This is a genomic window from Microlunatus flavus (genome assembly GCF_900110855.1).
Classification (GTDB): domain Bacteria; phylum Actinomycetota; class Actinomycetes; order Propionibacteriales; family Propionibacteriaceae; genus Microlunatus; species Microlunatus flavus.
This window is the reverse complement of sequence record NZ_FOFA01000002.1, coordinates 168,962-192,471: the sequence shown is the minus strand read 5'-3', so window position 1 is coordinate 192,471 and position 23,510 is coordinate 168,962. Positions and strand designations below refer to the sequence as shown.

Annotated in this window: 24 protein-coding genes; 9 read left to right on the top strand and 15 right to left on the bottom strand. The window is 74.4% G+C overall.

Annotated features, from left to right (window positions below; translation table 11 throughout):
- Positions 1-52 precede the first annotated feature (52 nt).
- Entirely contained in the window at positions 53-1,009 is a 957-nt protein-coding gene (locus tag BMY04_RS05315) for a zinc-binding dehydrogenase (RefSeq protein WP_091178110.1), read from the top strand.
- Positions 1,010-1,021: 12 nt separating this feature from the next.
- Here BMY04_RS05315 and BMY04_RS05310 read toward each other — a convergent pair whose 3' ends face one another.
- Both BMY04_RS05310 and BMY04_RS05305 read right to left on the bottom strand, forming a co-directional pair.
- Positions 1,022-1,984 (bottom strand): glycosyltransferase family 2 protein, encoded by a 963-nt coding sequence (locus BMY04_RS05310; RefSeq protein ID WP_408630446.1) that lies wholly within the window; start codon positions 1,982-1,984, stop codon positions 1,022-1,024.
- 122 nt (positions 1,985-2,106) lie between these two features.
- Positions 2,107-3,651 carry an LCP family protein gene (locus BMY04_RS05305; RefSeq protein ID WP_232506122.1) on the bottom strand — a complete coding sequence of 515 codons (1,545 nt, stop codon included), beginning with the start codon at positions 3,649-3,651 and terminating at the stop codon, positions 2,107-2,109.
- A gap of 172 nt (positions 3,652-3,823) precedes the next feature.
- Here BMY04_RS05305 and BMY04_RS05300 point away from each other — a divergent pair, with 172 nt between their 5' ends.
- Positions 3,824-5,089: an LCP family protein gene (locus tag BMY04_RS05300; RefSeq protein WP_091178521.1), complete on the top strand. Its 1,266-nt coding sequence runs from the start codon at positions 3,824-3,826 to the stop codon at positions 5,087-5,089.
- Between the two features lie 130 nt (positions 5,090-5,219).
- Positions 5,220-8,159, top strand: a complete 2,940-nt coding sequence (locus BMY04_RS05295; RefSeq protein WP_091178108.1) for a M36 family metallopeptidase — start codon at positions 5,220-5,222, stop codon at positions 8,157-8,159.
- Positions 8,160-8,217: 58 nt separating this feature from the next.
- Here BMY04_RS05295 and BMY04_RS05290 read toward each other — a convergent pair whose 3' ends face one another.
- Positions 8,218-9,882, bottom strand: coding sequence for a hypothetical protein (locus BMY04_RS05290; protein ID WP_139209757.1), 1,665 nt, complete (start codon positions 9,880-9,882; stop codon positions 8,218-8,220).
- A gap of 25 nt (positions 9,883-9,907) precedes the next feature.
- On the bottom strand, positions 9,908-10,561 hold the full coding sequence (locus tag BMY04_RS05285) for a TetR/AcrR family transcriptional regulator (RefSeq protein WP_170854006.1): 654 nt from the start codon (positions 10,559-10,561) through the stop codon (positions 9,908-9,910).
- A 114-nt stretch (positions 10,562-10,675) separates the two neighbouring features.
- On the opposite strand from BMY04_RS05285, the gene BMY04_RS05280 reads away from it, so the two are divergent.
- The 4 genes from BMY04_RS05280 (at position 10,676) to BMY04_RS05265 (ending at position 13,372) form a co-directional block, all read left to right on the top strand.
- Positions 10,676-11,506, top strand: coding sequence for an alpha/beta hydrolase (locus BMY04_RS05280; protein WP_091178106.1), 831 nt, complete (start codon positions 10,676-10,678; stop codon positions 11,504-11,506).
- A complete protein-coding gene (locus BMY04_RS05275; RefSeq protein ID WP_091178105.1) occupies positions 11,506-12,291 on the top strand; it encodes an SDR family oxidoreductase in 786 nt (261 codons plus the stop codon). Before BMY04_RS05280 ends, BMY04_RS05275 begins: the two co-directional genes overlap by 1 nt.
- Before the next feature lie 176 nt (positions 12,292-12,467).
- On the top strand, positions 12,468-12,986 hold the full coding sequence (locus tag BMY04_RS22255; RefSeq protein WP_139209755.1) for a hypothetical protein: 519 nt from the start codon (positions 12,468-12,470) through the stop codon (positions 12,984-12,986).
- Positions 12,965-13,372, top strand: a complete 408-nt coding sequence (locus BMY04_RS05265; protein WP_091178103.1) for a glycoside hydrolase family 25 domain-containing protein — start codon at positions 12,965-12,967, stop codon at positions 13,370-13,372. Before BMY04_RS22255 ends, BMY04_RS05265 begins: the two co-directional genes overlap by 22 nt.
- 38 nt (positions 13,373-13,410) lie before the next feature.
- Here BMY04_RS05265 and BMY04_RS05260 read toward each other — a convergent pair whose 3' ends face one another.
- The 11 genes from BMY04_RS05260 to BMY04_RS05210 form a co-directional block, all read right to left on the bottom strand.
- On the bottom strand, positions 13,411-14,583 hold the full coding sequence (locus tag BMY04_RS05260) for an acyl-CoA dehydrogenase family protein (protein WP_091178102.1): 1,173 nt from the start codon (positions 14,581-14,583) through the stop codon (positions 13,411-13,413).
- 21 nt (positions 14,584-14,604) lie between these two features.
- Complete coding sequence (locus tag BMY04_RS05255; protein ID WP_091178101.1) at positions 14,605-15,414, bottom strand: EI24 domain-containing protein; 810 nt, start codon at positions 15,412-15,414, stop codon at positions 14,605-14,607.
- On the bottom strand, positions 15,395-15,943 hold the full coding sequence (gene purE / locus BMY04_RS05250) for a 5-(carboxyamino)imidazole ribonucleotide mutase (RefSeq protein ID WP_091178100.1): 549 nt from the start codon (positions 15,941-15,943) through the stop codon (positions 15,395-15,397). The genes BMY04_RS05255 and purE overlap by 20 nt, the downstream gene beginning before the upstream one ends.
- Positions 15,936-17,108 (bottom strand): 5-(carboxyamino)imidazole ribonucleotide synthase, encoded by a 1,173-nt coding sequence (locus tag BMY04_RS05245; RefSeq protein WP_091178099.1) that lies wholly within the window; start codon positions 17,106-17,108, stop codon positions 15,936-15,938. The genes purE and BMY04_RS05245 overlap by 8 nt, the downstream gene beginning before the upstream one ends.
- An 11-nt stretch (positions 17,109-17,119) precedes the next feature.
- A complete protein-coding gene (locus BMY04_RS05240; RefSeq protein ID WP_091178098.1) occupies positions 17,120-17,596 on the bottom strand; it encodes a GNAT family N-acetyltransferase in 477 nt (158 codons plus the stop codon).
- 50 nt (positions 17,597-17,646) lie between these two features.
- Entirely contained in the window at positions 17,647-18,666 is a 1,020-nt protein-coding gene (locus tag BMY04_RS05235) for an aldo/keto reductase (protein ID WP_091178097.1), read from the bottom strand.
- A complete protein-coding gene (locus tag BMY04_RS05230; RefSeq protein WP_091178096.1) occupies positions 18,663-19,124 on the bottom strand; it encodes a MerR family transcriptional regulator in 462 nt (153 codons plus the stop codon). The genes BMY04_RS05235 and BMY04_RS05230 overlap by 4 nt, the downstream gene beginning before the upstream one ends.
- A gap of 48 nt (positions 19,125-19,172) precedes the next feature.
- Positions 19,173-19,616, bottom strand: a complete 444-nt coding sequence (locus tag BMY04_RS05225; protein ID WP_091178095.1) for a GtrA family protein — start codon at positions 19,614-19,616, stop codon at positions 19,173-19,175.
- Positions 19,617-19,657: 41 nt separating this feature from the next.
- A complete protein-coding gene (locus BMY04_RS05220; protein WP_170854005.1) occupies positions 19,658-20,170 on the bottom strand; it encodes a PH domain-containing protein in 513 nt (170 codons plus the stop codon).
- A gap of 98 nt (positions 20,171-20,268) precedes the next feature.
- Positions 20,269-20,727 carry a group II truncated hemoglobin gene (locus tag BMY04_RS05215; RefSeq protein ID WP_232506121.1) on the bottom strand — a complete coding sequence of 153 codons (459 nt, stop codon included), beginning with the start codon at positions 20,725-20,727 and terminating at the stop codon, positions 20,269-20,271.
- 19 nt (positions 20,728-20,746) lie between these two features.
- Positions 20,747-21,574: a biotin--[acetyl-CoA-carboxylase] ligase gene (locus BMY04_RS05210; protein WP_091178093.1), complete on the bottom strand. Its 828-nt coding sequence runs from the start codon at positions 21,572-21,574 to the stop codon at positions 20,747-20,749.
- A gap of 45 nt (positions 21,575-21,619) precedes the next feature.
- On the opposite strand from BMY04_RS05210, the gene BMY04_RS05205 reads away from it, so the two are divergent.
- Both BMY04_RS05205 and BMY04_RS05200 read left to right on the top strand, forming a co-directional pair.
- Positions 21,620-23,233, top strand: a complete 1,614-nt coding sequence (locus BMY04_RS05205; RefSeq protein ID WP_091178092.1) for an acyl-CoA carboxylase subunit beta — start codon at positions 21,620-21,622, stop codon at positions 23,231-23,233.
- Positions 23,230-23,466, top strand: a complete 237-nt coding sequence (locus BMY04_RS05200; RefSeq protein ID WP_091178091.1) for an acyl-CoA carboxylase subunit epsilon — start codon at positions 23,230-23,232, stop codon at positions 23,464-23,466. Before BMY04_RS05205 ends, BMY04_RS05200 begins: the two co-directional genes overlap by 4 nt.
- The last annotated feature ends 44 nt before the right edge of the window (positions 23,467-23,510 follow it).

Here is a 23,510-nt window from a genome sequence, read left to right as displayed (position 1 = left end):
TGCGAGCGGCAGGCACGACAGGGACGCCGGGGACGGCAGGACGGAGACGACGGTGCGGGCGGTGCAGGTGCAGCGGTTCGGTGACCCGAGCGGCATGGAGGTCGTCGAGGTGCCCGAGCCCGAGCCGCAGGAGGGGCAGCTGCTGGTCCACGTCGAGGCGATCGGCGTCGCCGGGGTGGACGCCGTGATCCGGCGCCGGACCATCGGCGGCGGCGGCTTTGCGCCCGGCTTCGTCCCCGGGCGCGAGGTGGCCGGCACGGTGCGCGAGGTCGGGCCCGGCGTGGACCGCGCCTGGATCGGGCGGCGGGTCTGGGCCTTCACCGGCGACGCGGGTGGCTACCTCGAGCTCGCCCTGGCCGCCGTCGAGGACGCGGTCGTGCTCCCCGACGGGCTCGGCGCGGTCGAGGCCGTCACGCTCGGCAGTGCCGTCCCCGTGGCGCGCTTCGCCCTGGCGCACGGCCACCTCGCGCCGGGCGAGTCCGTCCTCGTCCGCGGCGCCGCGGGCAGCCTCGGCATCGCCGCCGTCGAGCTCGCCGCGAGGGCCGGCGCGGCGGCGGTGGCGGTCACCACCTCCTCCGCCGAGCGGGGCGACCGGCTGCGCGAGCTCGGCGCCACGCACGTGCTCGACCGGCGGGGGGAGGGTGACGGGCCCGCGGCGTACGACGTCGTGGTCGACGTCGTCGGCGGCCCCGACCTCCCCGCGTTCCTCGACCGGCTCGCGCCGAACGGGCGCCACGTCCTCGTCGGCGTGGTGGCCGGGATGCCGCCGGCCGACTTCGGCACCCGGCTGCTCGCCGCGTTCCAGCGGTCGCGCTCGTTCTCGACGTTCAGCCTGGACACCGTGCCGCGGGCGGCGCTGCACGCGGCCCGGGCCGAGGCCCTGCAGGCGGCCGTGCGCGGCGAGCTCCACGCCGTGGTGCAGGACGTGCTGCAGCTGGAGGCGGCGGCGGAGGCGCACCGCCGGATGGACGCGGGCTCGGTGTTCGGGCGGATCGTGCTGGTGCCCTGAGCCCTTGCGCCCTCAGCGGCGGCGGCGCAGGCCGACGAGGAAGCCCGACCCCCACGAGAGGTGGGTGACGGCGAGGACCAGGGGCAGCCGGAGACGGGCGGCCTCCGACATCGAGCGCGACGTGACGACCGAGCCGCCGACCACGACGCCCGCGTAACCCAGCGGCGCGGCCCAGCCCAGCCGCAGGAGGCGGGAGCCGGTGAGGCTGCCGAGCACCCCGGCGGCCACGCCGACCGCGATCGCCAGGGTGGCGACGGGCGGGGCGAGGTAGCGGACGTTGGCGGTGTCGGGGTAGCGGCGGATGACCTCGCGGCGCCACTTGCCGGTGTCGTACATCTGCTTGGCCAGTGCCCGCACCGTGCTGCGGGGCCGGTAGGTCACGCGCAGCTCGGGGGAGAACCAGATCAGCCGGCCGCTGGCCAGGAGGCGGTGGTTCAGCTCCCAGTCCTGCGCCCGGTGCAGCGTCTCGTCGAACCCGCCCACGGCCTCCAGCGCCTCGCGCCGGAACACCCCGAGGAAGACCGTCTCGGCCGGCCCCGCCGCCGACTCGGCGAGGTGGAAGGCGCTGCCCCCGAGACCGAGCTTGGTCGTGTACGCCGCCGCGACGGCCTCCTCGAACGGCGTGGACCCCTGCGCGTCCATCACGCCGCCGACGTTCGCGGCGCCGGTCTCCTGCAACAGCTCGACGGCACGGCGGACGTAGCCGTCGGCGAGCATGCCGTGCCCGTCCACCCGCACGATCACGTCGTGCGTCGCGGCCGCGATGGCCACGTTCAGGGCGTGGGGCGTCCGGGCGGCCGGGTTGTCGACGACCCGGACCCGCGGGTCCTCGGCCGCGATCGCGTCGGCGATGGCGCGGGTGCGGTCCCGGCTCGGGCCGACCGCCAGCACGACCTCGAGCTCGCCCGGGTACTCCTGGGCGAGGACGCCGTCGACGGCCGCCGCGAGGTGCCGCTCCTCGTTGAGGACGGGCATCACGACGCTGACGCCCGGCCACACGCTCACGCGATCATCCTGTCGTACGCACCTGTGCTGCTTCCCCTGCCGCTCCCCCGGCGCCGCCACCGGCCGGGTCACGCGAACCGGCCCGGAACAGCTCAGGCGGAGCAGACCTTCGACAGGTTGCTGGTGTCGACGCCCTTCTTGGCCGGGTCGGACGAGCCCGAGCCGTTCGAGGACGTCTTCGGCTTGCTGCTCGCCGAGGCGTTGCCCGAGGGCGCCGCGCTGGCCGACGGCTTCGGCGCGTCCATGGCCTCGGACTTGGCGATCTGGTCGGCGATGGCCGCCCGGATCTTTCCGAAGTCCGGGTCGGCCGGCTTCTTGAGCAGCGGCGGGACGATGGCGAGGCTGCCGACCGGCTTGGTCTTCGCCTTCTGCGCCAGGTCGAGCATGGTCGAGACCTGCGAGCTGGGGATGTCGGTGGCGACGATCTCCTTGCTCGCGCTGGCGATGCCGTTGAACTTCGTCAGCACCGTCACCGGGTCGAGCTGGTTGAGCATCGCGTTCATCACGCACTTCTGACGGACGATGCGGTCCCAGTCGCTCGAGTCGGAGCGCGACCGGGCGAACCACAGCGCCTCCTTGCCGTCGAGGTGCCGGTTCTTGCCCGCCTCGACGTAGCCGTAGATCGGGTGGGTCGGCCCACCGCCGATCGGCACCTTGCGGTAGACGTCCATGGTGATGCCGCCGAGCGCGTCGACGAGGTCCTCGAAGCCCTTGAGGTCGATGAGCGACCAGTAGTTGATCGTCAGGCCGGTGACGCCCTCGATCGCCTCCTTCGTCGCCTGCGCCCCCGGGTTCTTGACCTTGGGGTAGAGCTCCTTGTGGCTCATCGCGTACGTGTAGACCGCGTTGAGCATGCAGACGTCGTTGGGGCAGTCGAAGCCCTTGGGGAACTTCTTGTGCATCGGCGACGACGCGGGGAACGGCGCCTTCTCCATGTTGCGCGGCAGGCTGATCAGGACCGTGCGGCCGGTCTCCTGGTCGACGCTCGCGACGGTCATGCTGTCGGGCCGCAGACCGGTGCGGTCGGGGCCGGCGTCGCCGCCCATGAGCAGGATGTTGATCCGGCCGGCCTTGGCGGCCTTGTCGCCGCCGCCCGCGAAGACGGAGCTGACCAGCTCGCGCTGGGCCGAGACGACGTTGGCCGAGGCGACCAGGCCGGCGGCCACGGCGAAGGCCAGCCCGAGGCTGAGGAGCGCGAACCCGAGGCGGTGGCGCCGCGCCATCTCGGGCGGGCTGCTGAGGCGCCAGGCGTCGAGGAACAGCAGCGCCCAGGCCACGCCCAGGACGACGAGCAGGACCTGCACGACCCGCAGCGTGAGGGGGGCGGTGAGCACGGTGATGGCGGCCGAGTGCCACAGCAGCACGAACAGCCCGGTGAGGAGCGCCAGCACCCACAGCGTCGCCCAGACGCGCAGCGCGAAGCGGCCGAGGCGCCGGTGTCCGGCGGCGACCTGCGCCGAGCCGGGCAGCACGAGCGTCATGAGCAGGAACGTCAGCCCGCGACGGAGCTTGACGCCCTCGCTGCGGCGCTGGGAGGTCTGCAACGACTCCACGATCAGCCGGTCGCGCTCGGCGCGACCGCCGTCGTCGCCGTCGTCGTGCGCAGCCTCGCGCTCGGGCGTCAGGGTGCTGGACACCAGGTGGGGCCTCTCTGCCGGCTGCTCGCACGGGCCCGCGGGCTGCAGGCCGTTCGCCAGTATGGGCAGCGACGCGGGTCAGGTCCGTGTGCCACGCCGGGCCGACGTGGACCGGGCGCGGAGGGCCCGCGGTCTGATGCCCGGGGCCGCCCGCGCCGGTAGCCTCGACGTCATGCCGAGCCGCCACGAGGCCGACCTCGACTGGCTCTACGGGCGCGAGCGCGAGCGGCCGGAGCCCGAGCCGACGCGGGTCATGCCCGCGCCGCAGGACCGGGGTCCGCAGCGCGCGCCCGAGACGCCGCGCGCGTCGCTGGGCGCTCCCCCGGCTCCGTCGGCACCCCCGCAGACACCTCCGGGTTACCCGCCGGTCCCTGCGTACGGCGAGGGCGTGCCGCGCCGCGACCCGGGCTTCCCGCCGCAAGGGCCTGCCGGGCCCGTGCGGCCGGGCGGGGACGGGGGCTCGCGCCCACCGCGACGTCGGCGACCGGTCCGTACGGCGCTGCGCACCCTGCTCGTGCTGGTCCTGCTCCTCGTCGTCTGGCTGGTGGGCGTGCCCGCGTACGCGTGGAGCCAGGTCGGACGCGTGGACGACACCCCCAGCGGTCGGCGGCCCGGTGAGCAGCCGGGTGAGACGTTCCTGCTCGTCGGGTCGGACTCCCGCGAGGGCTTGTCCAAGGCCCAGCAGAAGAAGCTGGGTACCGGCGACGTCGGCGGCCAGCGCACCGACACGATCATGCTGGTCTACGCCCCGCCGACCGGGAAGCCCGTGCTCGTCTCGCTGCCGCGCGACTCCTACGTCACCATCCCCGGACACGGGAAGAACAAGATCAACGCCGCCTTCGCGATCGGCGGGCCGGAGCTCCTCGTCCAGACCGTCGAGCAGGCCACCGGGCTGCGGGTCGACGGCTACGCCGAGGTCGGGTTCGGCGGGTTCGTCGGCGTCATCGACGCCCTCGACGGGATCCGGATGTGCATCCCGTCCGCGATCAAGGACCGCGACTCCCACCTCGACCTCGAGAAGGGCTGCCAGACCCTGGACGGGACGACGGCGCTCGGCTACGTGCGGATGCGCAAGGCCGACCCCCGCGGCGACCTCGGCCGGGTCGAGCGGCAACGCGCCATGCTCTCCGCCGTGGCCGCGAAGGCCGCCTCGCCGGCGACGCAGCTGAACCCCGTCCGTTATTGGCAGCTCTCCACGGCCACCGCGTCGGCCATCAAGGTCGGCGACGACACCACCGTGGTCGACACCGCACGGGCCGGGCTCGCCCTGCGGACGGTCTCGGCCGGCGACGGGTTCACGCTGACCGTTCCGGTGTCGGACCCGGGCTTCGCCTCGCCGGTCGGCTCCGCGGTGCTGTGGGACGCCTCCGCGGCCGACGACCTGTTCTCCCAGATCGCCCGGGGCGACACCTCGAAGCTCGGGCGGTTCGCGAAGTAGGCGCACGGGCGTAGCAGGCGCTCGGGCGAAGGGGCGCACGGGCGGCTCCCGCAAGACAGCGGACTCAAAGCCTTCCCACAGCAGATCCTCAGCCGTACGGTGCGAGCGACGCCCCACCCCGAGGAGCACCGTGCACCGTCGTCGCCGCTTGATCCCCCTGCTCGCCGGGGCGCTCTGCGCCTCCTCGCTCCTGGCCGCGGGACCCGTCCCGGCCGGGGCGACGCCGCTCGGGCCGGGCAAGCCGTCCCCGTCCGCCCCGTCGAAGCCCGAGCGCAAGGGCGACCTCGACGTTCGCTCCGCCGGCGGCGCGGCCCAGCCGGGCGCCCAGCAGCGCTCGCGCCCCGGAACCGCCGCCGCCGAGGAGCGCTGGCGCGCGGTGCTCGGCGACCAGGCCGTCGTCCAGCTGGACCCGCTCACGGGCACGCCCCGCATGCTGGCGCGCCTCGACGGCTTCCTCACCGGCCGGTCCGGCTCCAGCGCCGAGAAGGTCGTGCTCCGCTACCTGCGCAAGCACGCGACGGAGCTGGGGCTCCAGCCGGGTGACCTGGACACGCTGGTCCTGCGCAAGAACTACAAGGACGTCGCCGGGATCCGCCACCTGTCCTGGGTGCAGGTCGTCGGCGGCGTCCCCGTCTTCGGCAACGGGCTGAAGGCCAACGTGACCAAGCGCGGCGAGATCATCTCCCTCGAGGGCGCCCCGATCGAGGACCTGGCCAACCAGGCCGCGGCCGCCGGGCCCGCCACCGTCTCCGCCGACCAGTCACGGCGCGCCGCCGCGACCGACGTGGGCGGCCGCGTGGCCGACGTGCGCCAGACCCGGAAGGGCGCGCGGTCGGTCTGGGCCAACCGGGACTCGGCCTCGCTCGTCTGGTTCCTCACGCCGGGCGGGCTGCGCCGCGGCTGGTCCACGCGGGTGCAGGCCGGGGGGACGCTGGACTACCAGCACGTGATCGACGCCTCCTCGGGGGCGGTCCTGCTGCGCCACGACCTCGTCGACTTCGCCAACGGCGACGCCCTCGTGTACGACAACTACCCCGGCGCCCCACGTGGGGGCGAGCAGCACCGCCGCAACCTGGTCAAGGCCGGCTACCTGGGCAAGGACGCCGAGACCCTCGCCGGGGGCACCTACGTGGCGGCCTGGTCCGACATCAACGACGACGACCTGCAGAACCCGGGCGAGGCGGTGCCGGTGCCCGGCCGCTCGGGCGACGGGGCCCAGTACCGGCTGACGCCCTTCACCACCGGCTCCGCCTTCTGCGCGACCACGGTGTGCACCTGGGACCCGACCGAGAAGGGCTCCTGGAAGGTCAACCGCGAGGCCGACGTGACCCAGGGCTTCTACTTCACGAGCCGCTACCACGACTACCTGAAGGCCAAGCCGTTCGGCTTCACCCGGTCGGCCGGGAACTTCGAGGCCCGCGGCGGCGACGCGGTGCAGCTCAACGCCCTCGACGGCGCGGCCACCGACGGCGACATGCCCGACGCCAACCACGTGGACAACGCCAACATGTCGACGCCGCCGGACGGCACGCCGCCGACGATGCAGATGTACCTCTTCCACGCGCCGGGCGCCACCGACGACGAGGACCCCTTCGTGCCGGCCTCGAGCGCGTTCGACGCGGACGTGATCCTGCACGAGTACACCCACGGCCTGTCGAACCGCCTGGTGGTCGACGCGACCGGCACCAGCACCCTGAACAGCGTCCAGGCCGGGTCCATGGGTGAGGCCTGGAGCGACTACTACGCCCAGGACTACCTCGTGCACTCCGGGTTCGAGCGGGACACCTCGGCCGCCGGGGAGATCCTCACCGGCCGCTACGTCGCAGCCGGACAGTCGCTGATCCGGACCATGCCGATCGACTGCCCGGTCGGCACCACGTCCGAGGCCTGCACCCGGCTGGACGGGAGCCGTGGTGGCTACACCTACGGCGAGCTCTCCGCCGTGATCGGCGAGGCGGAGGTGCACGCGTCCGGGGAGATCTGGGGCCAGACGCTGTGGGACCTGCGGCGCACGCTCGGCCACAAGGTCACCGGGGCGCTCGTCACCCGGGCCATGGAGCTCTCCCCCGCCGACCCGAGCTTCCTCGACATGCGCAACGCGATCGTCCAGGCCGACCTCGCGGTCTACAAGGGCAAGCACACCAAGACCGTCTGGAAGGTCTTCGCGCACCGCGGCATGGGCTTCTTCGCCGGCACCACGGACGCGGCCGACGCCCGACCGGTCGAGGACTTCTCCCGCCCGCCGGGCAAGAGCACGCCGCGGGCGGCCATCACGGGCCGCGTGACGGACAGCGTCACCGGGCTCGGCCTCGCCGACGTGCGGGTGGCGGTCGGCGGACACGACTCCGGGTTCGGCGGCGACTACACCGCGCGCACCGACGCCGACGGCCGCTACCGGATCGACCACGTGGCGGCCGGCACCTACCCCGTGGTGCTGACCTCTCCCGCCGGCTACCTGCCGGCCTCCAGGACCGCCACGGTGACGACGGACGGGGCCGAGGTCGACTACGCGCTGCGACGCGACTGGGCGGCCGCGAACGGGGGTGCTCAGGTCGTCTCGGCGGGAGGTCCGGACTTCACCCCGTACGGCTGCGGCCCGCTCGCCGCGCTCGACACCAGCCTCGGCACGGGCTGGGTGACCACCAGCGGGGACGAGGAGGTCCCGACGAACAAGCCGACCCCCAAGGCCCTCGTGGTGGCCCTTCCGGCCGCCGTCGACGTCCAGGCGGTGGCCGTCGACCCCGCCGCGACCTGCGGCGTGGCCGGGTCCGCGTCGACCGGCGACTACCGCATCGAGACGTCGCCCGACCTGAAGGCCTGGACGACGGTCTCGGAGGGCACGTTCACCGCCGAGGACCGCGGCCGGCTCAACGAGATCGCGGTCAAGGGCTCGACCGGGACCCGGTTCGTCCGCTTCACAGCGCTCTCTCCCCAGGTCCCCGACCTCGCCACGAACTGCCCCGACGGGGCGTACGACGGCTGCGTCTACATGTCCCTGGCCGAGCTCGTGGTCTACGGCAGCGGCTCGGCGGCACCGGACGTGGCCGCGGTGGCGTCCGGGCGGCGCTAGCGGCTCGACCACCCGGACCGGGCCCAGGCCTGGTCCGGGTGGTGCCGGCGCCGCAGGACTAGAGGTACTGCCCCGTCGGCAGGGAGTCGTCGGGCCGCTCCTCCGGGTCCGGGAACGTCCCGATGGGGCTGCGGAGCAGGAGCCTGCCGTTCTCGGGTCCGAGGATGAGCACGAGCCAGGCGGCGCCCGTCATCGGGCAGCCGCTGACCGACGGCGGTAGCGGTGAGAACCGGCGCAGGGCCGGCTCGAGCTCCGGCGGCGTCGCGAGCGGCGTCAGGTGGCCGGCGGCGTACGCGAAGGCGAAGGGGCCGGACAGGCCCGTGAAGCGGCGGCACTGGCAGTCGGTCTGCGCGGCGCTGAGGCGCGGCACGACGTAGCCGAGGCGCCGGCCGGGCAGCAGGCTGACCGCCCAGGTGACCAGGACCGGGAACAGCACGACCCACACGAGGAAGCTGGTCAGCCCCGGCGAGGTGAGCCAGGAGGTCCCCGTGCCGTGCTCCGCGGCCGCGTCCCACGCGCCGGGGAAGACCACCGCGCCGAGAGCCAGCGCGACGACGCCCAGCACGAGCGGTGACCGTCGGCGGGTCCCGGCGACCGGCGTCTCGTCCGCCACCGAGCGCGGGAGCAGCCAGAACGGGCGGATCCCCGCCTTCTCGGCGTACTCGGCCAGCACGTTCGTGCCGAAGCGGTCGAGGCCCGGCTCGCGGGCGAAGATCTCGACGCCGCCGACGACCAGCGCCGCCACGACCGCGACCATCGGGTGGCCCGTGAGCCCGCTGACCAGGAACGCGATCCCGGCCAGGGTCAGCAGGAGCGCTCGGCGGAGCCGACGGCGCCCGTACGCCCCGGGCGGGACGTACGTGGCCAGCGCCTCCTCGACGCGGCGCACGTGCGGGTTGGTGCGATCGACGGCGTGCAGCAGCAGCGCGGCGCCCTGGGGGTCGCCGCCCTGGCGCAGCCGCTCGGCGGTCTCGAGCACCAGGCCCGGGTCGGAGACGAAGGACTCCGAGGGCCCGTGCAGCAGGTCCGTCGCCAGGCGCAGCCGGTCGGCGGCCTCCCGGACAGCCACGGCCGCCGGGTGGTCCCGGTTCGAGCCCCACAGGCGGCCGCGGCCGGCGCGACCCGCGGGAGCCGACCGGGGCCGGGAGGCGACCACGTCGGCCGCCATCCGCGGCACGACCCGACGCCCCCGGTCGCCCAGCCGCTGCAGCTGGGCGAGCGACGCCCCCGCGAGCTCCAGGTCGCCCCGGGCGTCACCCACCCGCAGCAGGCAGTGCGCGATGTAGCCGGCCCAGTCGGTCGCCGAGATCAGCGGAGCGGCCTGACGCAGCCAGAGCAGCGCACCGTCGTCGCCGAGGGCGGCGCGGCACGTCGCCTGCACGAGGTGGTCGCGCTGCAGGTCGTCGCTGCCCGGGTCGGGCAGCACGAGCCCCGCCGGCAGCACGGCGAGCGCGTCGGCGTAGCGGCCGGCCATCATCAGCGCGGAGGCGTGCCGTCCGGGCGCGTGGTCGGGCTGCGGACCCGGACGCCGCATGGACGCCTCGAGCAGGTCGACGGCGAGGTCGTCGAGGTCGAGGTTCATGGCGCCGACCGACCACGCGTCGGCCGCGGCGGCGACGCCGGTCCGGGTCTGCAGGACCGAGCCGCCGGTGAAGAGCTGCTGCTGCGTGGCGCTCGTCGGAGGGGGCCCGAAGAGCTGGGCGGGGTCCTGCCCGGTCGTCATGACCGGCATTCTCACCCGGTCCCGGTCACCCGCCGGCGGAGTTCTCCCCAGCCTGAGCAGGTTCACAGGATGTCCCAGCGTCTCCATCAGGTGGGTCGCCGACGAGGAGCCACCAGGCCCGCTCGAACTCGGCGTCGCCGCTGGTCAGGCCCTCGAGCGAGCTGGCGACGATGAAACCCGTCCGCAGCATGAGCAGGAGCTCGGCGGTCCGCCGCGGCGCCGGGTGCCCGAGCCCCGTCAGCGCTTCGGCCAGCCGCTCGGTGATCCAGGCGCGGTGGTCGGCGACCACGCGGCGCACCGGGTGCGTGGAGTCGTAGAACTCGGCGGCGGTGTTGACGAACTCGCACCCGCGGAACTCCGCCACACCGGCCTCGTCCGACACCTGCGCGGCGAAGTGCTCGAGCACCCTGCGGGGCTCCCCCGGGTGCTCCGCCCGCACCCGCGCCAGCGCCTCCTGCGCCGTACCCACCCGGCGCGCGAGGAATGCCACGACCAGGTCGTCCTTGCTCGGGAAGTGGCGGAAGAAGGTCATCCGGGCGACGCCGGCCTCGGTGATGACGCGCTCCACCCCGACGGCCCGGATGCCGGTGCCGTAGAAGAGCCGGTCCGCGGTGACGAGGATCCGCTCGCGCGCGGGCGACGCGGGTCCTCCTCGCTCCTGCACGGCGGGGGCACTCACGCGCCCAGTCTGCCCCGCTCGGACCCTTGCGGGCCGCGGCCCGGCCACGCCATACTCCGTACACGTGGAGAGACCAGTCGGTCTACTCCGGTTCCGTGCAGCTCGGGAGCGCCCATGACCAGCACCGCACCGCCCGTCCTCCTCGTCCACGGGCTCTGGCTGCACGCCAGCTCCTGGCAGCCGTGGGTCGAACGCCTCGAGCGCGAGGGGTACGCCGCCTCGGCCGCCGGCTGGCCCGGCGACAGCCCCACGGTGGAGGCCACCCGGGCCGACCCCCGGGCCGTCGCCGGCCACGGCATCGACGACGTCGTCGAGCACCACCGACGGCTCGTCGCCGCGCTGCCCGAGCCCCCGATCCTGGTCGGGCACTCCTTCGGCGGGCTCGTCGTGCAGAAGCTGCTCGGGCTCGGCGTCGGGGCCGCGGGGGTCGCCATCGACCCGGCCCCGATCAAGGGCGTCAAGCCGGTCCCGCTCTCCTCGCTGCGCAGCTCGTGGCCGGTGCTGCGCAACCCAGCGAACCGCAACCGGGCCGTCTCGCTCACGCGCGAGCAGTTCCGGTACGCGTTCGGCAACGCGCTCAGCGCGGCCGAGTCCGACGCGCTGCACGAGCGGTGGACGATCCCCTCGCCCGGCCGGCCGCTCTTCCAGGCCGCCACCGCCAACCTGAGCCGGACGAGCGAGGCGGCCGTCGACACCGCGCGGAGCCCCCGCGGACCGCTGCTGGTGATCGCCGGCGGTCGGGACCACACCGTCCCCGCGGTGTCGGCGCGCGCGACCTTTCGGCTCTACGACCGCTCCTCTGCGCTCACCGAGCTGCGTGAGCTGCCCGACCGCGGGCACTCGCTGACGATCGACCACGGCTGGCCCGAGGTCGCCGACCTCGTGGTGTCGTGGCTGGCCACGCAGGGCCTCGCGCCGCGCAGCACCCCGGCCGAGCAGGCCTGATGGACCTCCACCTGGACGGCCGGATCGCGGTCGTCACCGGGGCCAGCAAGGGGATCGGGCTGGCCGTCACCCGCCGGCTCGTCGAGGAGGGCGCGACCGTCGTCGCGGGCGCCCGGCACCAGGGTGCCGACCTCCCCGGTCTCGTGGCCGGCGGCCGGGTGCACTTCGTCCCGGTCGACCTCAGCACCCCGGAGGGCCCGACGGCGCTCGCGGAGGCGGCGGCCGCGCTCGGCGGGATCGACGTGCTCGTGAACAACGCCGGCGCAGTGTCCCCGCGGCCAGGCGGCTTCGGCTCCGTCGGCGACGACGACTGGCAGGCGACCCTGACGCTGACGCTGATGGCCGCGGTGCGCATGGTCCGTGCGGCCGTGCCGCAGCTGCGGCGCCGGGGCGGCGGGTCGGTCGTCACGATCAGCTCGGTCAACGCCTTCCTCGCCGACCCGCTCGTCGTCGACTACTCCGCGGCGAAGGCGGCCCTGACGAACCTCGGCAAGTCGTTGTCCAAGGAGCTCGGGGCGGAGGGCATCCGCGTCAACACGGTCAGTCCGGGACCGGTGGCCACGGACCTCTGGCTGGGGGCCGGCGGGGTCGCCGAGACCGTCGGCCGGTCCCACGGCGCGAGCGCGGGCGACGTCGCCGCGCAGGCGGCGGCGCAGGGCGTCACCGGACGGTTCACCCGGCCGGAGGAGGTGGCCGACCTCGTCGCGGTGCTGGCCAGCGACCGGCTCGGGAACGTCACCGGCGCCGACGTCGTCATCGACGGCGGGCTCACCCCGACCGTCTGAGACGGCACACCCGACCCGCATCCGTGCGGTAGTCGTCGGAACCAGCGGAACAACCGCGGGGGCAGCCCGCGGTCGCTACGGTGACCTCGGTCGGCGCGTCGCCGACCCGCCGCGCCGCGCGCGGCCGACGGACGGTCCGGGGGGGACCGCCCCTCCCACGTCAGGACCCCCCACCTGTGCCCGCGCACTCCCTGCTCCGCCGCCTGCGGGTGGCCGCCACCACGCTCACGCTCGTCGTCGCGAGCGCCGCGTCCGCGACCGTTCCCGCCCTCGCCGACCCGGCCCCCATCCAGGGGGTCTCCCAGCCGGCTGCCGTCGCGACCAGCTCGGCGTCGTCCTCGTCGTCGAAGGCGCACGTGCCCCAGGGGTACGACATCTCCTGGCCCAGCTGCCCCAAGGGCATGGGCATCCCGTCGCGGCCCACCCTCGGCAACCCGATGCCCTCGAAGAAGAGCGACTTCGTCGTCATCGGGCTCACGAACGGTCCGGGCTTCTACCCCAACCCGTGCCTGCAGAAGCACGTCGACTGGGCCAAGAAGCACCACGTGTGGACCGCTCCGTACGCGTTCATGACCTACCCGACCGCCAAGCTGCTCAAGAAGTACGGCACCACGGGCCCTACGCGGGCACGACCAAGAGCAGCCGGCTGCGCAACACCGGCTACGCCCAGGCCATGGTCGACGTCGCCAGCATGAAGGAGGTCGGGCTGGAGGCGTCGTTCATCTGGGTCGACGTCGAGTACTCCCGCGCTCCGGCGCCGTGGTCGAAGAGCAAGAAGCACGACAAGGCGGCGCTCGACGGCGCCCTGCGTGCGTACCGGGACGCGGGCCTGTCGTACGGCTTCTACGCCAGCATCGACCCGTGGCAGCACCTCGTCGGCAGCGCGCGCTACCACGCACCGGAGTGGCGCACCGTCGGCCCCGCCAAGCGGTCGACCGCGCTGGCCAAGTGCCGCACCACGTCGGTGCAGGGCGGCGACGTCGTCCTCGCCCGGTGGTGGAACAGCCGCTCGGACTTCGACGTGGTCTGCCCCGGCTTCCGCTCGGCCGAGCAGCTGGCCACCTACTTCCACCGGTACTGACCGGCCGGTGAGCGCAGCGCACGGGGCGCCTGCGAGGACTACCGCCGCAGCAGCTGGCGCGCCATGACGACGCGCTGCACCTGGTTGGTGCCCTCGTAGATCTGGGTGATCTTGGCGTCGCGCATCATCCGCTCGACCGGGTAGTCGTGCGTGTAGCCGTACCCGCCGAACAGCTGCACGGCGTCCGTCGTCACCTGCATCGCCACGTCGGAGGCGAAGCACTTGGCGCTCGCCCCGAACCACGTGAGGTCGTCCTCGTCGCGCTCGGAGCGCCCGGCGGCGGCGTACGTGAGCTGGCGCGCGGCCTCGATGCGCATGCCCATGTCGGCGAGCATGAACTGCACGCCCTGGAAGTCGGCGACCGCGCGGCCGAACTGCTGACGTTCCGCGACGTAGGCCAGCGTCGCGTCGAGCGCGCCCTGGGCGATGCCGACGGCCTGCGCGGCGATGGTCACGCGGGTGTGGTCGAGGGTCCGCATGGCCAGGGCGAAGCCGCCACCCTCCTCCCCGACGAGGCGGTCGGCGGGGACCCGCACCCGGTCGAGGTAGACCTCGCACGTCGGTGAGCCCTTGATGCCGAGCTTCTTCTCCGGGGCGCCGAAGGAGACGCCGGCGTCGGACTTCTCGACGACGAATGCGCTGATGCCCTTGCCGCGCGGGGCGTCCGGGTCGGTGACGGCGAAGACGGTGTAGAGCTCCGAGACCCCGGCGTTGCTGATCCAACGCTTGGCCCCGTCGAGCACCCAGCCGTCGCCGTCGCGGACGGCCCGGGTCCGCATCGCCGCCGCGTCGGAGCCGGCCTCGGACTCCGAGAGGCAGTAGCTGACCATCGCCTCGCCGCTGGCCACCCGCGGCAGGAAGGCCCGCTTGAGCTCCTCGCTGCCCGCGAGCACCCAGGGCAGGCTGCCGAGCTTGTTGACCGCCGGGACCAGCGAGGTCGAGGCGCAGGCGCGGGCCACCTCCTCGATGACGATGGCGGTGGCCAGCGCGTCGGCGCCGACCCCTCCGTACACCTCGGGGACGTGCGGCGCGTGGAACTCACCGGCGCGCAGGGCCTCGTAGGACGCCCAGCCGAACTCGGCGCGCTCGTCGACCTCGGCGGCCAGGGGTGCGACCTTGTCGTCGCACAGCTCGCGCACGGCGGCGCGGATCGCTTCGTGCTCCTCGGTGGGGCTGAACAGCTCCACACGGTCCTCGACGGTGGAGACCATACGGGCAGCGTACCCCCGAAGTTACTGGTCGGTAACTTGTCGGAGCCGGCTCTCTGACGAGCGTTCGGGCAGGTCGGTCGCCTCGCTGCGGAGCTGGCGGGCGAGGAGGGTCCCGGCCGCCGTCGCGACGGGGAAGACGACGACCGCGACGAAGGGGATCGACAGCAGCAGGAAGGACGGCACCCCGAGCCCGAGGCTGCGCCAGCGGCGCCGGCGCAGGGTGCGCCGACGCTCGGCGAGGGTGAGCACGCCGCGCCGTTCGAGCGGGCTGCCGACGAGCTCGATCGCCAGCATCCAGCCGCCGAACAAGGCCCCGCCGACGGCGGCGACCACCTGGCCGGCCACCGGCACGAAGCCGACGCCGAAGAGCACGAGCGCCCCGGCCGCCGAGACGAGCACGAGGGCGACGCTCTGGCGCACGGCGCGGGCGACGCCGGTCCGCAGCGGTTCGTCGAGCGGCTCCGGGGCCCGGGGGTGCGCGCGGTCGACCGCCTCGCTGATCTTGTCGTAGACCGGCGAGCCGATCGCCAGGGTCAGGGTGCTGAAGACGAGCACCATGAGCAGCACGACCCCGCCGACCAGGAGGGTCCCGACGACGATCCGGGCCGTGAGCGCCATCCCCTCCGACCAGCCCTGCGCGAACGGCGTCAGCCAGCCGGTCAGCGCCGGCAGCTCGGCGACCAGCAGCACGAGCGCGACGACGAAGACGACCGAGGTGACCAGCGGCGGCAGCGCACCCAGCCAGAACAGCCGCGGCCGGCGCAGCAGGAACGACGCCCCACGCCCGAGCAGCGCGGCCCCGCCGAGCGCCTCAGCCGGGGCGGACGGCACGGCGGACCACCTCGCCCTTGGCCTGCGCCGCGGCGCGCAGGTCGTCCTGGAACGCCAGCACCTTCGCGGTGAGGTCCGGGTCGCCGGCGGCGAGGATGCGGACGGCGAGCAGGCCCGCGTTGCGGGCCCCGCCGACGGAGACGGTCGCGACGGGGACGCCGGCGGGCATCTGCACGATCGACAGCAGCGAGTCGAGCCCGTCCAGGTGCTTGAGCGGCACGGGCACGCCGATCACCGGCAGCGGCGTGACCGCGGCGAGCATGCCGGGCAGGTGCGCCGCTCCCCCGGCCCCGGCGATCACGACCTCGAGCCCGCGCGCGTGCGCGCCGTGGCCCCAGGCGAGCATCGCGTCGGGCATCCGGTGCGCGGAGACGACGTCGGCCTCGTACGCGATCCCGAACTCCTCCAGCGCCTGGCCCGCGGCCTGCATGGTCGGCCAGTCGGAGTCCGAGCCCATGACGATCCCGACCCGGACGCGCCCTGAGCTGGTCGGGTCGTCGCGGGCCTCGGACGTCGTCGACTCAGGCATTCGGGTCCCCCATCAGGTAGCCGGCGGCGTGCCGGGCGCGGCGGCGGACCTCGACCAGGTCGTCGCCGTAGGTGGTCACGTGCCCGACCTTGCGCCCGGGCTTGACCTCCTTGCCGTAGAGCTGGACGCGCAGCCGGCGGTCGCGCGCGAAGCAGTGCAGCAGGGTCGAGGGCAGGTCGGGCTCGCTGCCGCCGAGGACGTTCGCCATGACCGTCCAGTCGTCCCGTGTGCCGGGGTCGCCGAGCGGCAGGTCGAGGACGGCGCGCAGGTGGTTCTCGAACTGCGAGGTGTGCGCCCCGTCGATGCTCCAGTGCCCGGTGTTGTGCGGCCGCATCGCCAGCTCGTTGACCACGACGGTGCCGTCGCGGCGCTCCATCAGCTCGACGGCCAGGACGCCGACCGTGCCGAGCTCGCCGGCGACCTGCAGCGCGAGCGCCTGCGCGGCGACGGCCTGCTCCTCGGTGAGCCCGGGAGCCGGGGTCGTGGTCTCCACGCAGATGCCGTCGCGCTGCACCGACTCCGAGACGGGGTACGCGACCGCCTGCCCCGACGGCGCCCGCACGACGAGGGCGCTGAGCTCGCGGGCGAAGTCGACGAACTCCTCGGCGAGGATCTCCGCCCCGGCGCTCAGCCCGCCGAGCGCGGCGAACGGTTCGTCGGCCTGATCGGGTGCGTCGATCTTCCACACGCCCTTGCCGTCGTAGCCGCCGCGCGAGGTCTTGGCGATGATCGGCCAGCCGACCTCGTCGGCGAAGGCGCGCAGCGCGTCGGCGTCCGCGACGACGCGGTAGGCCGGGCACGGGATGCCGGCGGCGCTGAGCCGGTCGCGCATGACGACCTTGTCCTGGGCGTGCACGAGCGCGTCGGGGCCCGGGCGCACCGCGATCCCGGCGGCCTCGAGGTCGCGCAGCAGCCCGGTCGGCACGTGCTCGTGGTCGAAGGTGATCACGTCGCAGCGCTCGGCGAAGGCCCGCAGCGTGTCGTGGTCGGTGTAGTCGCCGACGGTGACGTCGTGCACCACCTGGGCGGCGGAGACGTCGGGGCCCTCGGCGAGCAGCGCGACGCGGATGCCCAGCCCGATCGAGGCCTCGTACATCATCCGGGCCAGCTGCCCGCCGCCGACGATCCCGACGACGAAGGGACGTACGGGCGAGGAGGTCGTCACGCGGCGCAAGGCTATCCGGCGCGCGGGGTGGCATGCCGGACCATCCGCCGCTCCCGCTCGTCGTCGGGCGAGACGCCGACGTCGACGAAGCCGTGGCGGGCGTAGAGCCGCAGGGCGGCGGCGTTGTCGGCGTAGACCGACAGCACGACCGGACGTCCCGGACGAACCTCCCGGGCCAGCCCCAGGACGGCCTCGACGGCACGGTCGGCGGCGCCCCGGCCGCGCGCACCCGGCGCCACCCACATCGAGATCAGCTCGGCCTCGTCGTCGGTCACGGCGAGACTGGCCATCGCGACGTCCACCCCGTCGCGCACGACGACCAGGTTGTGCGCGACCGTGGTGAGGCGCGCCCGCCACCACGCCTCGGCGTCCGCCGCGAGCGCTCCGGCCAGCGTGGACCCGAAGGCGTGCGGCGCGTCGGCCAGCGCCGCGAGCCGCAGGGCCCGCCACCGCCGCCAGTCGTCCGGACCGAGCGCCACGACCTCCACCGGACCAGCCTGCCGAACCCTCCGGAACCCGCGGTCGGAGCCCTCCCCGGTCAGGCGGCGCGACGCCCCGGGGAGTCGGCGAGCAGCCGGGTCACCTCGTCGGCGACGTCGGCGGGCAGCGGCCCCTGCGCCAGCGCGCCGGCGTTCTCCACCGCCTGCGCGGGGGTGCGGATGCCGGGCAGCGGCACGACCACCGGGTCGAGCGCCCACAGGTAGGCCAGCGACCCCTGGACCAGGCTGCGCCCGCCGACGGTCAGGAGCTCGCGGACCCGGTCGAGGCGCGCCAGCCAGTCCTGCATGGCGCCCTCGTCGAAGTAGTCCCACCAGGGCGTGTCGAGCCGGACGTCGCCGGGAGCGGGGCGGCGCTCGGCGGTGTACTTGCCGCTGAGCAGGCCCATGGCCAGCGGCGAGCGGGCGAGCACGGCCAGGCCGTGGCGGTGGGCGGCGTCGAGGACGGCCGGGTCCCAGCCGAAGACGTTCGCCTGGCTCTGGATGCTGCGGCAGTGCGGCGAGGCCGCGAACGCCTCCACCACGTACGGCTCGTCCTGCGCGGTGCCGAAGGCGAGGACGCTGCCCTCGTCGATGAGCTCGGTCAGCGTGGCGACCACGTCCTCGGCCTGCGCCGGCGACCCGGCGCCGCCGTGCAGCTGGAACAGCCCGATCGCCTCCACGCCGAGTCGGCGCAGGCTGCCCGCGCACTCCGCCCGTACCGAGGCGCGCGAGACGTCCTGGCCCGTCCCCGTCCGCGTCTCCTCGTCCATCGTGTTGCCGAACTTGGTGGCCACGACGACCTGGTCGCGCCGGGCCGGCGGGAGCGCCGTCAGCGCCCGGCCGACGACCCGCTCGCTGTGGCCGCAGCCGTACAGCGCGGCGCTGTCGACGAGGGTCACGCCGGCGTCGAACGCGGCGTGCAGGGCGGCGATGCTGACGTCGTCGTCGACCTCGCCCCAGCCGGCGTCGCGGCCGTCCACGGTGAACGGTCCGCCGAGGGCCCAGGTGCCCACCCCGAGGGCCGACACCTCCGGCCCGCGCTCCCCGAGGCGGCGGGTGCCCGCGACCGGCGTGGTCACGCCCGCTCCTGCCCGTCGAGCAGGGCGCCGAGCTCGGCCCGCCGGTCGGGCCAGCCGGCCGGGGGCTCGGGCTCGGGCCGACCCGCCTCGGCGGCCTCGTACGCCGCGATCTTCCACTCCACGACGGCGAGGTCGGAGCGCAGGGCGTCGAGGTGGTCGCGCACCCGGTCGCGGTGCTCCCTCAGCAGCCGGAGTCGGCCCTCGCGGCGGGCGTCGCCCTCGCGCAGGAGCTCGGCGAAGCGGCGGACGTCCTCGACGGGCATCCCGCTGCGGCGCAGCCGGAGCACCACGTCGAGCACCCCGAGCGCCCCGGGGTCGAAGACCCGGCGCCCGCCGGTGTCACGGTGCAGCGGACCGAGGAGCCCGGCGCGGTCGTAGTAGCGCAGCGTGTCGACGCTCAGGCCGGCCAGCTGCGCGGCCTCGCCGATGAGCAGGCCGGGTGCCGTCGTGGTGGTCATGACCTCAGCGTCGACCCTGGAGCGCGCTCCAGGTCAAGCCCCGCGCGATCAGCGGATGCGGAAGATCACGGCACGCTGGACGACGAAGTTCACGGTGGTCGCCACGCCCTGCGCGACGACGAAGCCGACGAGCTGCACGACGCCCAGCGCCAGGCCCTGCCGGGCGAGCGCGGTGAAGAGCAGGGAGAAGAGGCCCACCTGCAGGCCGAAGGTCAGCGCGTAGAGGACGACGACGGCGAGGAACCGCTTGCGGGAGGGTTCCGCGCGGAACGTCCAGCGCCGGTTGATCAGGTACGCCGTGGTCGTGCCGGCGACGAAGGACAGGGCCTTGGCGCTCGTGTGGCCGAGCCCCGGCACGCCCAAGAACCCGTGCATGAGCAGGACGAGCAGGCCGAAGTCGACGAGCGCCGAGAGCCCGCCGGTCAGCACGAACCGCACCAGCTGGGTGCGCAGCGGCAGCGCCGACACGCGCTCGTCGACGGGCAGCTCCACCCGCTGTCCTGAGCCCGTCGAAGGGGGCTGCGGCAGGTGGCTCACCGTGCACCCCCGGGCGCCGGGGCCGCCTGCAGCTCGCCGAACAGCTGCTCGGTCACCGCCCGCTGGACCTGCTGCACCTCGGGCACGTCGCGCAGGGCGACGACGCCCTCCCCCGCGGTCCGGGCGACCAGCGTCCCGCAGCCCAGCACCCGGTCGCCGAGGCTGCGCTCGACGGACACGTCGGTCACGCGCCACAGGGGCAGGTCGACGCTCACCCGGGTGAGCACGCCCGTGCGCATGACGAGCCGGCGGTTCGTCAGCGAGTACGTCGTCGCCCGCCAGCGCAGGAAGGGCCGGACGCACGCCCAGCCGGCGAGCGCCGCACCGAGCACGAGGACGACGACCTGGCCGAAGGGGCGGTAGTCGGACGGGATCACCGCGGTGCCGGCGCCGACCAGCGCGCCGGTGCCGATCAGCGCGAGGGCAGGGCCGACCAGCGCCTTGGCGTGGGTCCGGGTGTGCAGGACCTCGTGCTCGTCGGCGCCCAGCATCCGCGACGGCAGGCCCACGCCAGCCATGGTGGCACAGCGAGCCGTGCCGGGAGCCGGTCGCGCGAGCGGGCCGACGCCAGCCTCAGGGACGGTTCGGGGTGGCGGTCGGACCGGGGTCAGGCCGCGACGAGGCCGTTCCAGGACCAGCGGGGCACGCTCAGCCCGTCGGGCACGTCCTCCGGCGAGTCGGGGTGGGCGGCCATCGTCGTCCGCGTCGCCCAGGCGAAGTAGGCGTGCAGCGTCGTCCGCAGCTCACCGTCGAGGCCGACGTCATCCAGCGCGGCGTCGAAGCACGCGGCCGCCCGGTCGTCCATCTCCTCGTGGACCCCGTTGCCGCTGTGCATCCGCACGACGTCGGACTCGGTGCCGTACGCGTCGGTGAAGGTCGGCGGACCGCCGAGGGCCTCGCCCCAGTAGGCGGCCAGCCGCTGCGTGTGGTGCGGGTCGTAGCCGTGGCTGAAGGCGTGCGCCACGACCTCGTCGGCCAGCACGCGCTCGTGCCAGGCGTGCGCCAGCGCCAGCATGCCGGCCTCGCCGCCGGCCGCCTCGTACACGCTCACGTCGGGCGCGACCACGAGGCCCAGCCTGGCACGTTCAGCGCAGGTGCACCACGTCCCCGGCGCCCAGGACCTGCGTGCCGGCCTCGGTCTCGAGGAGCAGCCGCCCGTATGCGTCGACGTCGCGCGCGGTGCCCTCGAGGACGGAGCCGTCGGAGAGCGTGACGCGGACCTCGCGGCCCAGCGTGGAGCAGCGCTCGCGGTAGGCCACCGCCACGGCGTCGGGGTCGCCCTCGGCCACCGCGCTCACCTCCTCCCAGCGCCGCACGTCGCGCTCCAGGCAGCGCAGCACGCTGGAGACGACCGCCGTGCGCGACACCGGGACGCCCGCCACGCCGAGCTCGGCCCGGGCGAGGTCGACCGACGTGGCCGTGGGGACGGGCAGCTCGTCCGCGCGGAGGTGGACGTTGACGCCCATGCCGAGCACGACGGCGGCCCCGTCGGCGGTGTCGACCCGCTCGGCCAGGACGCCGCAGAGCTTGCGGTCGAGCACCAGGACGTCGTTGGGCCACTTCACGTCGGCGGGCAGACCCGTGCTCTGACGCAGGGCGTCGCTCACGGCCAGGCCGGCCAGCAGCGGCAACCACGTCCAGCGGTCGAGGGGGACCTCGGGCCGCAGCAGGACCGAGATCGCCGCCCCGCTGCCGGGGGGTGCGGTCCAGGTGCGGCCGAGCCGGCCGCGACCGGCCGACTGGTGGTCGGCGACCAGGACCGTTCCGCTCGGCGCGCCGTCACGGGCGGCGGCGGCGAGGTCGGCGTTCGTCGAGCCGGTGGAGGCGACGACGTCGATGCGCTGCCACAGACCGGCGCTCCGCAGGAGGTCGTCGGCCAGGGTGGCGCGGACGAGGGGATCGGCGTCAGGCACGTCGGCACCCTAGTGGCCCGCGCCCGAGGGCTAGGGTGACCGGCTGTGAGTTCCGACGTCGACGCCTCGACCAGCGGCGCAGCACCAGCCACGCCCGACATCCACACCACGGCCGGCAAGCTCGCCGACCTCGACGCCCGCATCGACGAGGCGGTCCACTCCGGCTCGGCCGCCGCGGTGGAGAAGCAGCACGCCAAGGGCAAGCTCACCGCGCGCGAGCGGGTGATGCTGCTGCTCGATCCGGGCTCGTTCACCGAGCTCGACGAGTTCGCGCGGCACCGCTCGACGGCGTTCGGCATGGAGAAGCGCCGCCCGTACGGCGACGGCGTCGTCACCGGCTTCGGCGAGGTGGACGGGCGTCCGGTCGCGGTGTTCAGCCAGGACGTCACCGTCTTCGGGGGCAGCCTCGGCGAGGTCTACGGCGAGAAGATCGTCAAGATCATCGACTTCGCGATCAAGACCGGGGTCCCGCTGATCGGCATCAACGAGGGCGGCGGCGCGCGCATCCAGGAGGGCGTGGTCAGCCTCGGGCTCTACGGCGAGATCTTCCGCCGCAACACCCACGCGTCCGGCGTCATCCCGCAGATCTCGCTGATCATGGGCGCCGCGGCCGGCGGCCACGTCTACTCTCCCGCGCTCACCGACTTCGTGGTGATGGTCGACCAGACCTCGCAGATGTTCATCACCGGCCCCGACGTGATCAAGACCGTCACCGGCGAGGACGTCACGATGGAGGAGCTCGGCGGCGGCCGGACGCACAACACGAAGTCGGGCAACGCGCACTACCTCGCCGCCGACGAGGAGGACGCGATCGGCTACGTCAAGGGGCTGCTGTCCTTCCTCCCCCAGAACAACCTGGAGGACCCGCCCTCCTACGACGTCGAGAACCCCCTCGAGGTGCACGACGAGGACCGCGAGCTCGACACCCTGGTGCCGGACTCGCCCAACCAGCCGTACGACATGCACGAGGTGATCAGCCACGTGCTCGACGACGGCGACTTCCTCGAGGTGCAGGAGCTCTTCGCGCCGAACATCCTCGTCGGGTTCGGGCGGATCGACGGCCGTTCCGTCGGCGTCGTGGCCAACCAGCCGCAGCACTTCGCCGGCTGCCTCGACATCGACGCCTCGGAGAAGGCGGCCCGCTTCGTCCGCACCTGCGACGCCTTCAACGTCCCGGTCGTCACCTTCGTCGACGTGCCCGGCTTCCTGCCCGGCACCGACCAGGAGTGGAACGGCATCATCCGCCGCGGCGCCAAGCTGATCTACGCGTACGCCGAGGCGACCGTTCCGCTGGTCACCGTCATCACCCGCAAGGCGTACGGGGGCGCGTACGACGTCATGGGCTCCAAGCACCTCGGTGCGGACTTCAACCTGGCCTGGCCGACCGCGCAGATCGCGGTGATGGGCGCGCAGGGTGCGGTGAACATCCTCTACCGCCGCGAGCTGAAGGACCACCCGGACCCGGAGTCGCGTCGCCAGGAGCTGGTCACCGCGTACGACGACGAGCTCGCCAACCCCTACGTCGCCGCCGAGCGCGGCTACGTCGACGCGGTCATCGCACCGCACGAGACGCGCGCCGAGATCACCCGGGTGCTGCGGCTGCTGCGCAACAAGCGCGAGACCCTGCCGCCCAAGAAGCACGGGAACATCCCGCTGTGAGCGAGGAGCAGGAGGCGGGCGCGACGCCGGAGCCGCTGTTCCGGGTGGTGCGCGGGACGCCGACCGACGTCGAGCTCGCGGCGCTGAGCGTGGTGCTCGCCGCCCGGATGCGCCCGACCGAGGACCGGCCGGCGCCGCCGGCGGGACCCTCGGCGTGGGCCGCGTCGGCCCGCCGCTGGCAGACCATCGGCCGCCCCGGGCCGGACGCCTGGCGTCGGTCCGCCCGCGCCTGACGTCCCACTCGCCTCGCGGACCGGCGGTCTAGCGTGAGGCGCCT

What these genes read in the sequence shown, in the direction of transcription:
- BMY04_RS05310 (WP_408630446.1), bottom strand. Translation starts at nt 1,984, where the DNA reads ATGCCCGTCCTCAACGAGGAGCGGCACCTCGCGGCGGCCGTCGACGGC.
- BMY04_RS05290 (WP_139209757.1), bottom strand. Translation starts at nt 9,882, where the DNA reads ATGACGACCGGGCAGGACCCCGCCCAGCTCTTCGGGCCCCCTCCGACG.
- BMY04_RS05230 (WP_091178096.1), bottom strand. Translation starts at nt 19,124, where the DNA reads ATGACCACCACGACGGCACCCGGCCTGCTCATCGGCGAGGCCGCGCAG.
- purE (WP_091178100.1), bottom strand. Translation starts at nt 15,943, where the DNA reads ATGCCTGAGTCGACGACGTCCGAGGCCCGCGACGACCCGACCAGCTCA.
- BMY04_RS05275 (WP_091178105.1), top strand. Translation starts at nt 11,506, where the DNA reads ATGGACCTCCACCTGGACGGCCGGATCGCGGTCGTCACCGGGGCCAGC.
- BMY04_RS05260 (WP_091178102.1), bottom strand. Translation starts at nt 14,583, where the DNA reads ATGGTCTCCACCGTCGAGGACCGTGTGGAGCTGTTCAGCCCCACCGAG.
- BMY04_RS05265 (WP_091178103.1), top strand. Translation starts at nt 12,965, where the DNA reads ATGGTCGACGTCGCCAGCATGAAGGAGGTCGGGCTGGAGGCGTCGTTC.
- BMY04_RS05280 (WP_091178106.1), top strand. Translation starts at nt 10,676, where the DNA reads ATGACCAGCACCGCACCGCCCGTCCTCCTCGTCCACGGGCTCTGGCTG.
- BMY04_RS05300 (WP_091178521.1), top strand. Translation starts at nt 3,824, where the DNA reads ATGCCGAGCCGCCACGAGGCCGACCTCGACTGGCTCTACGGGCGCGAG.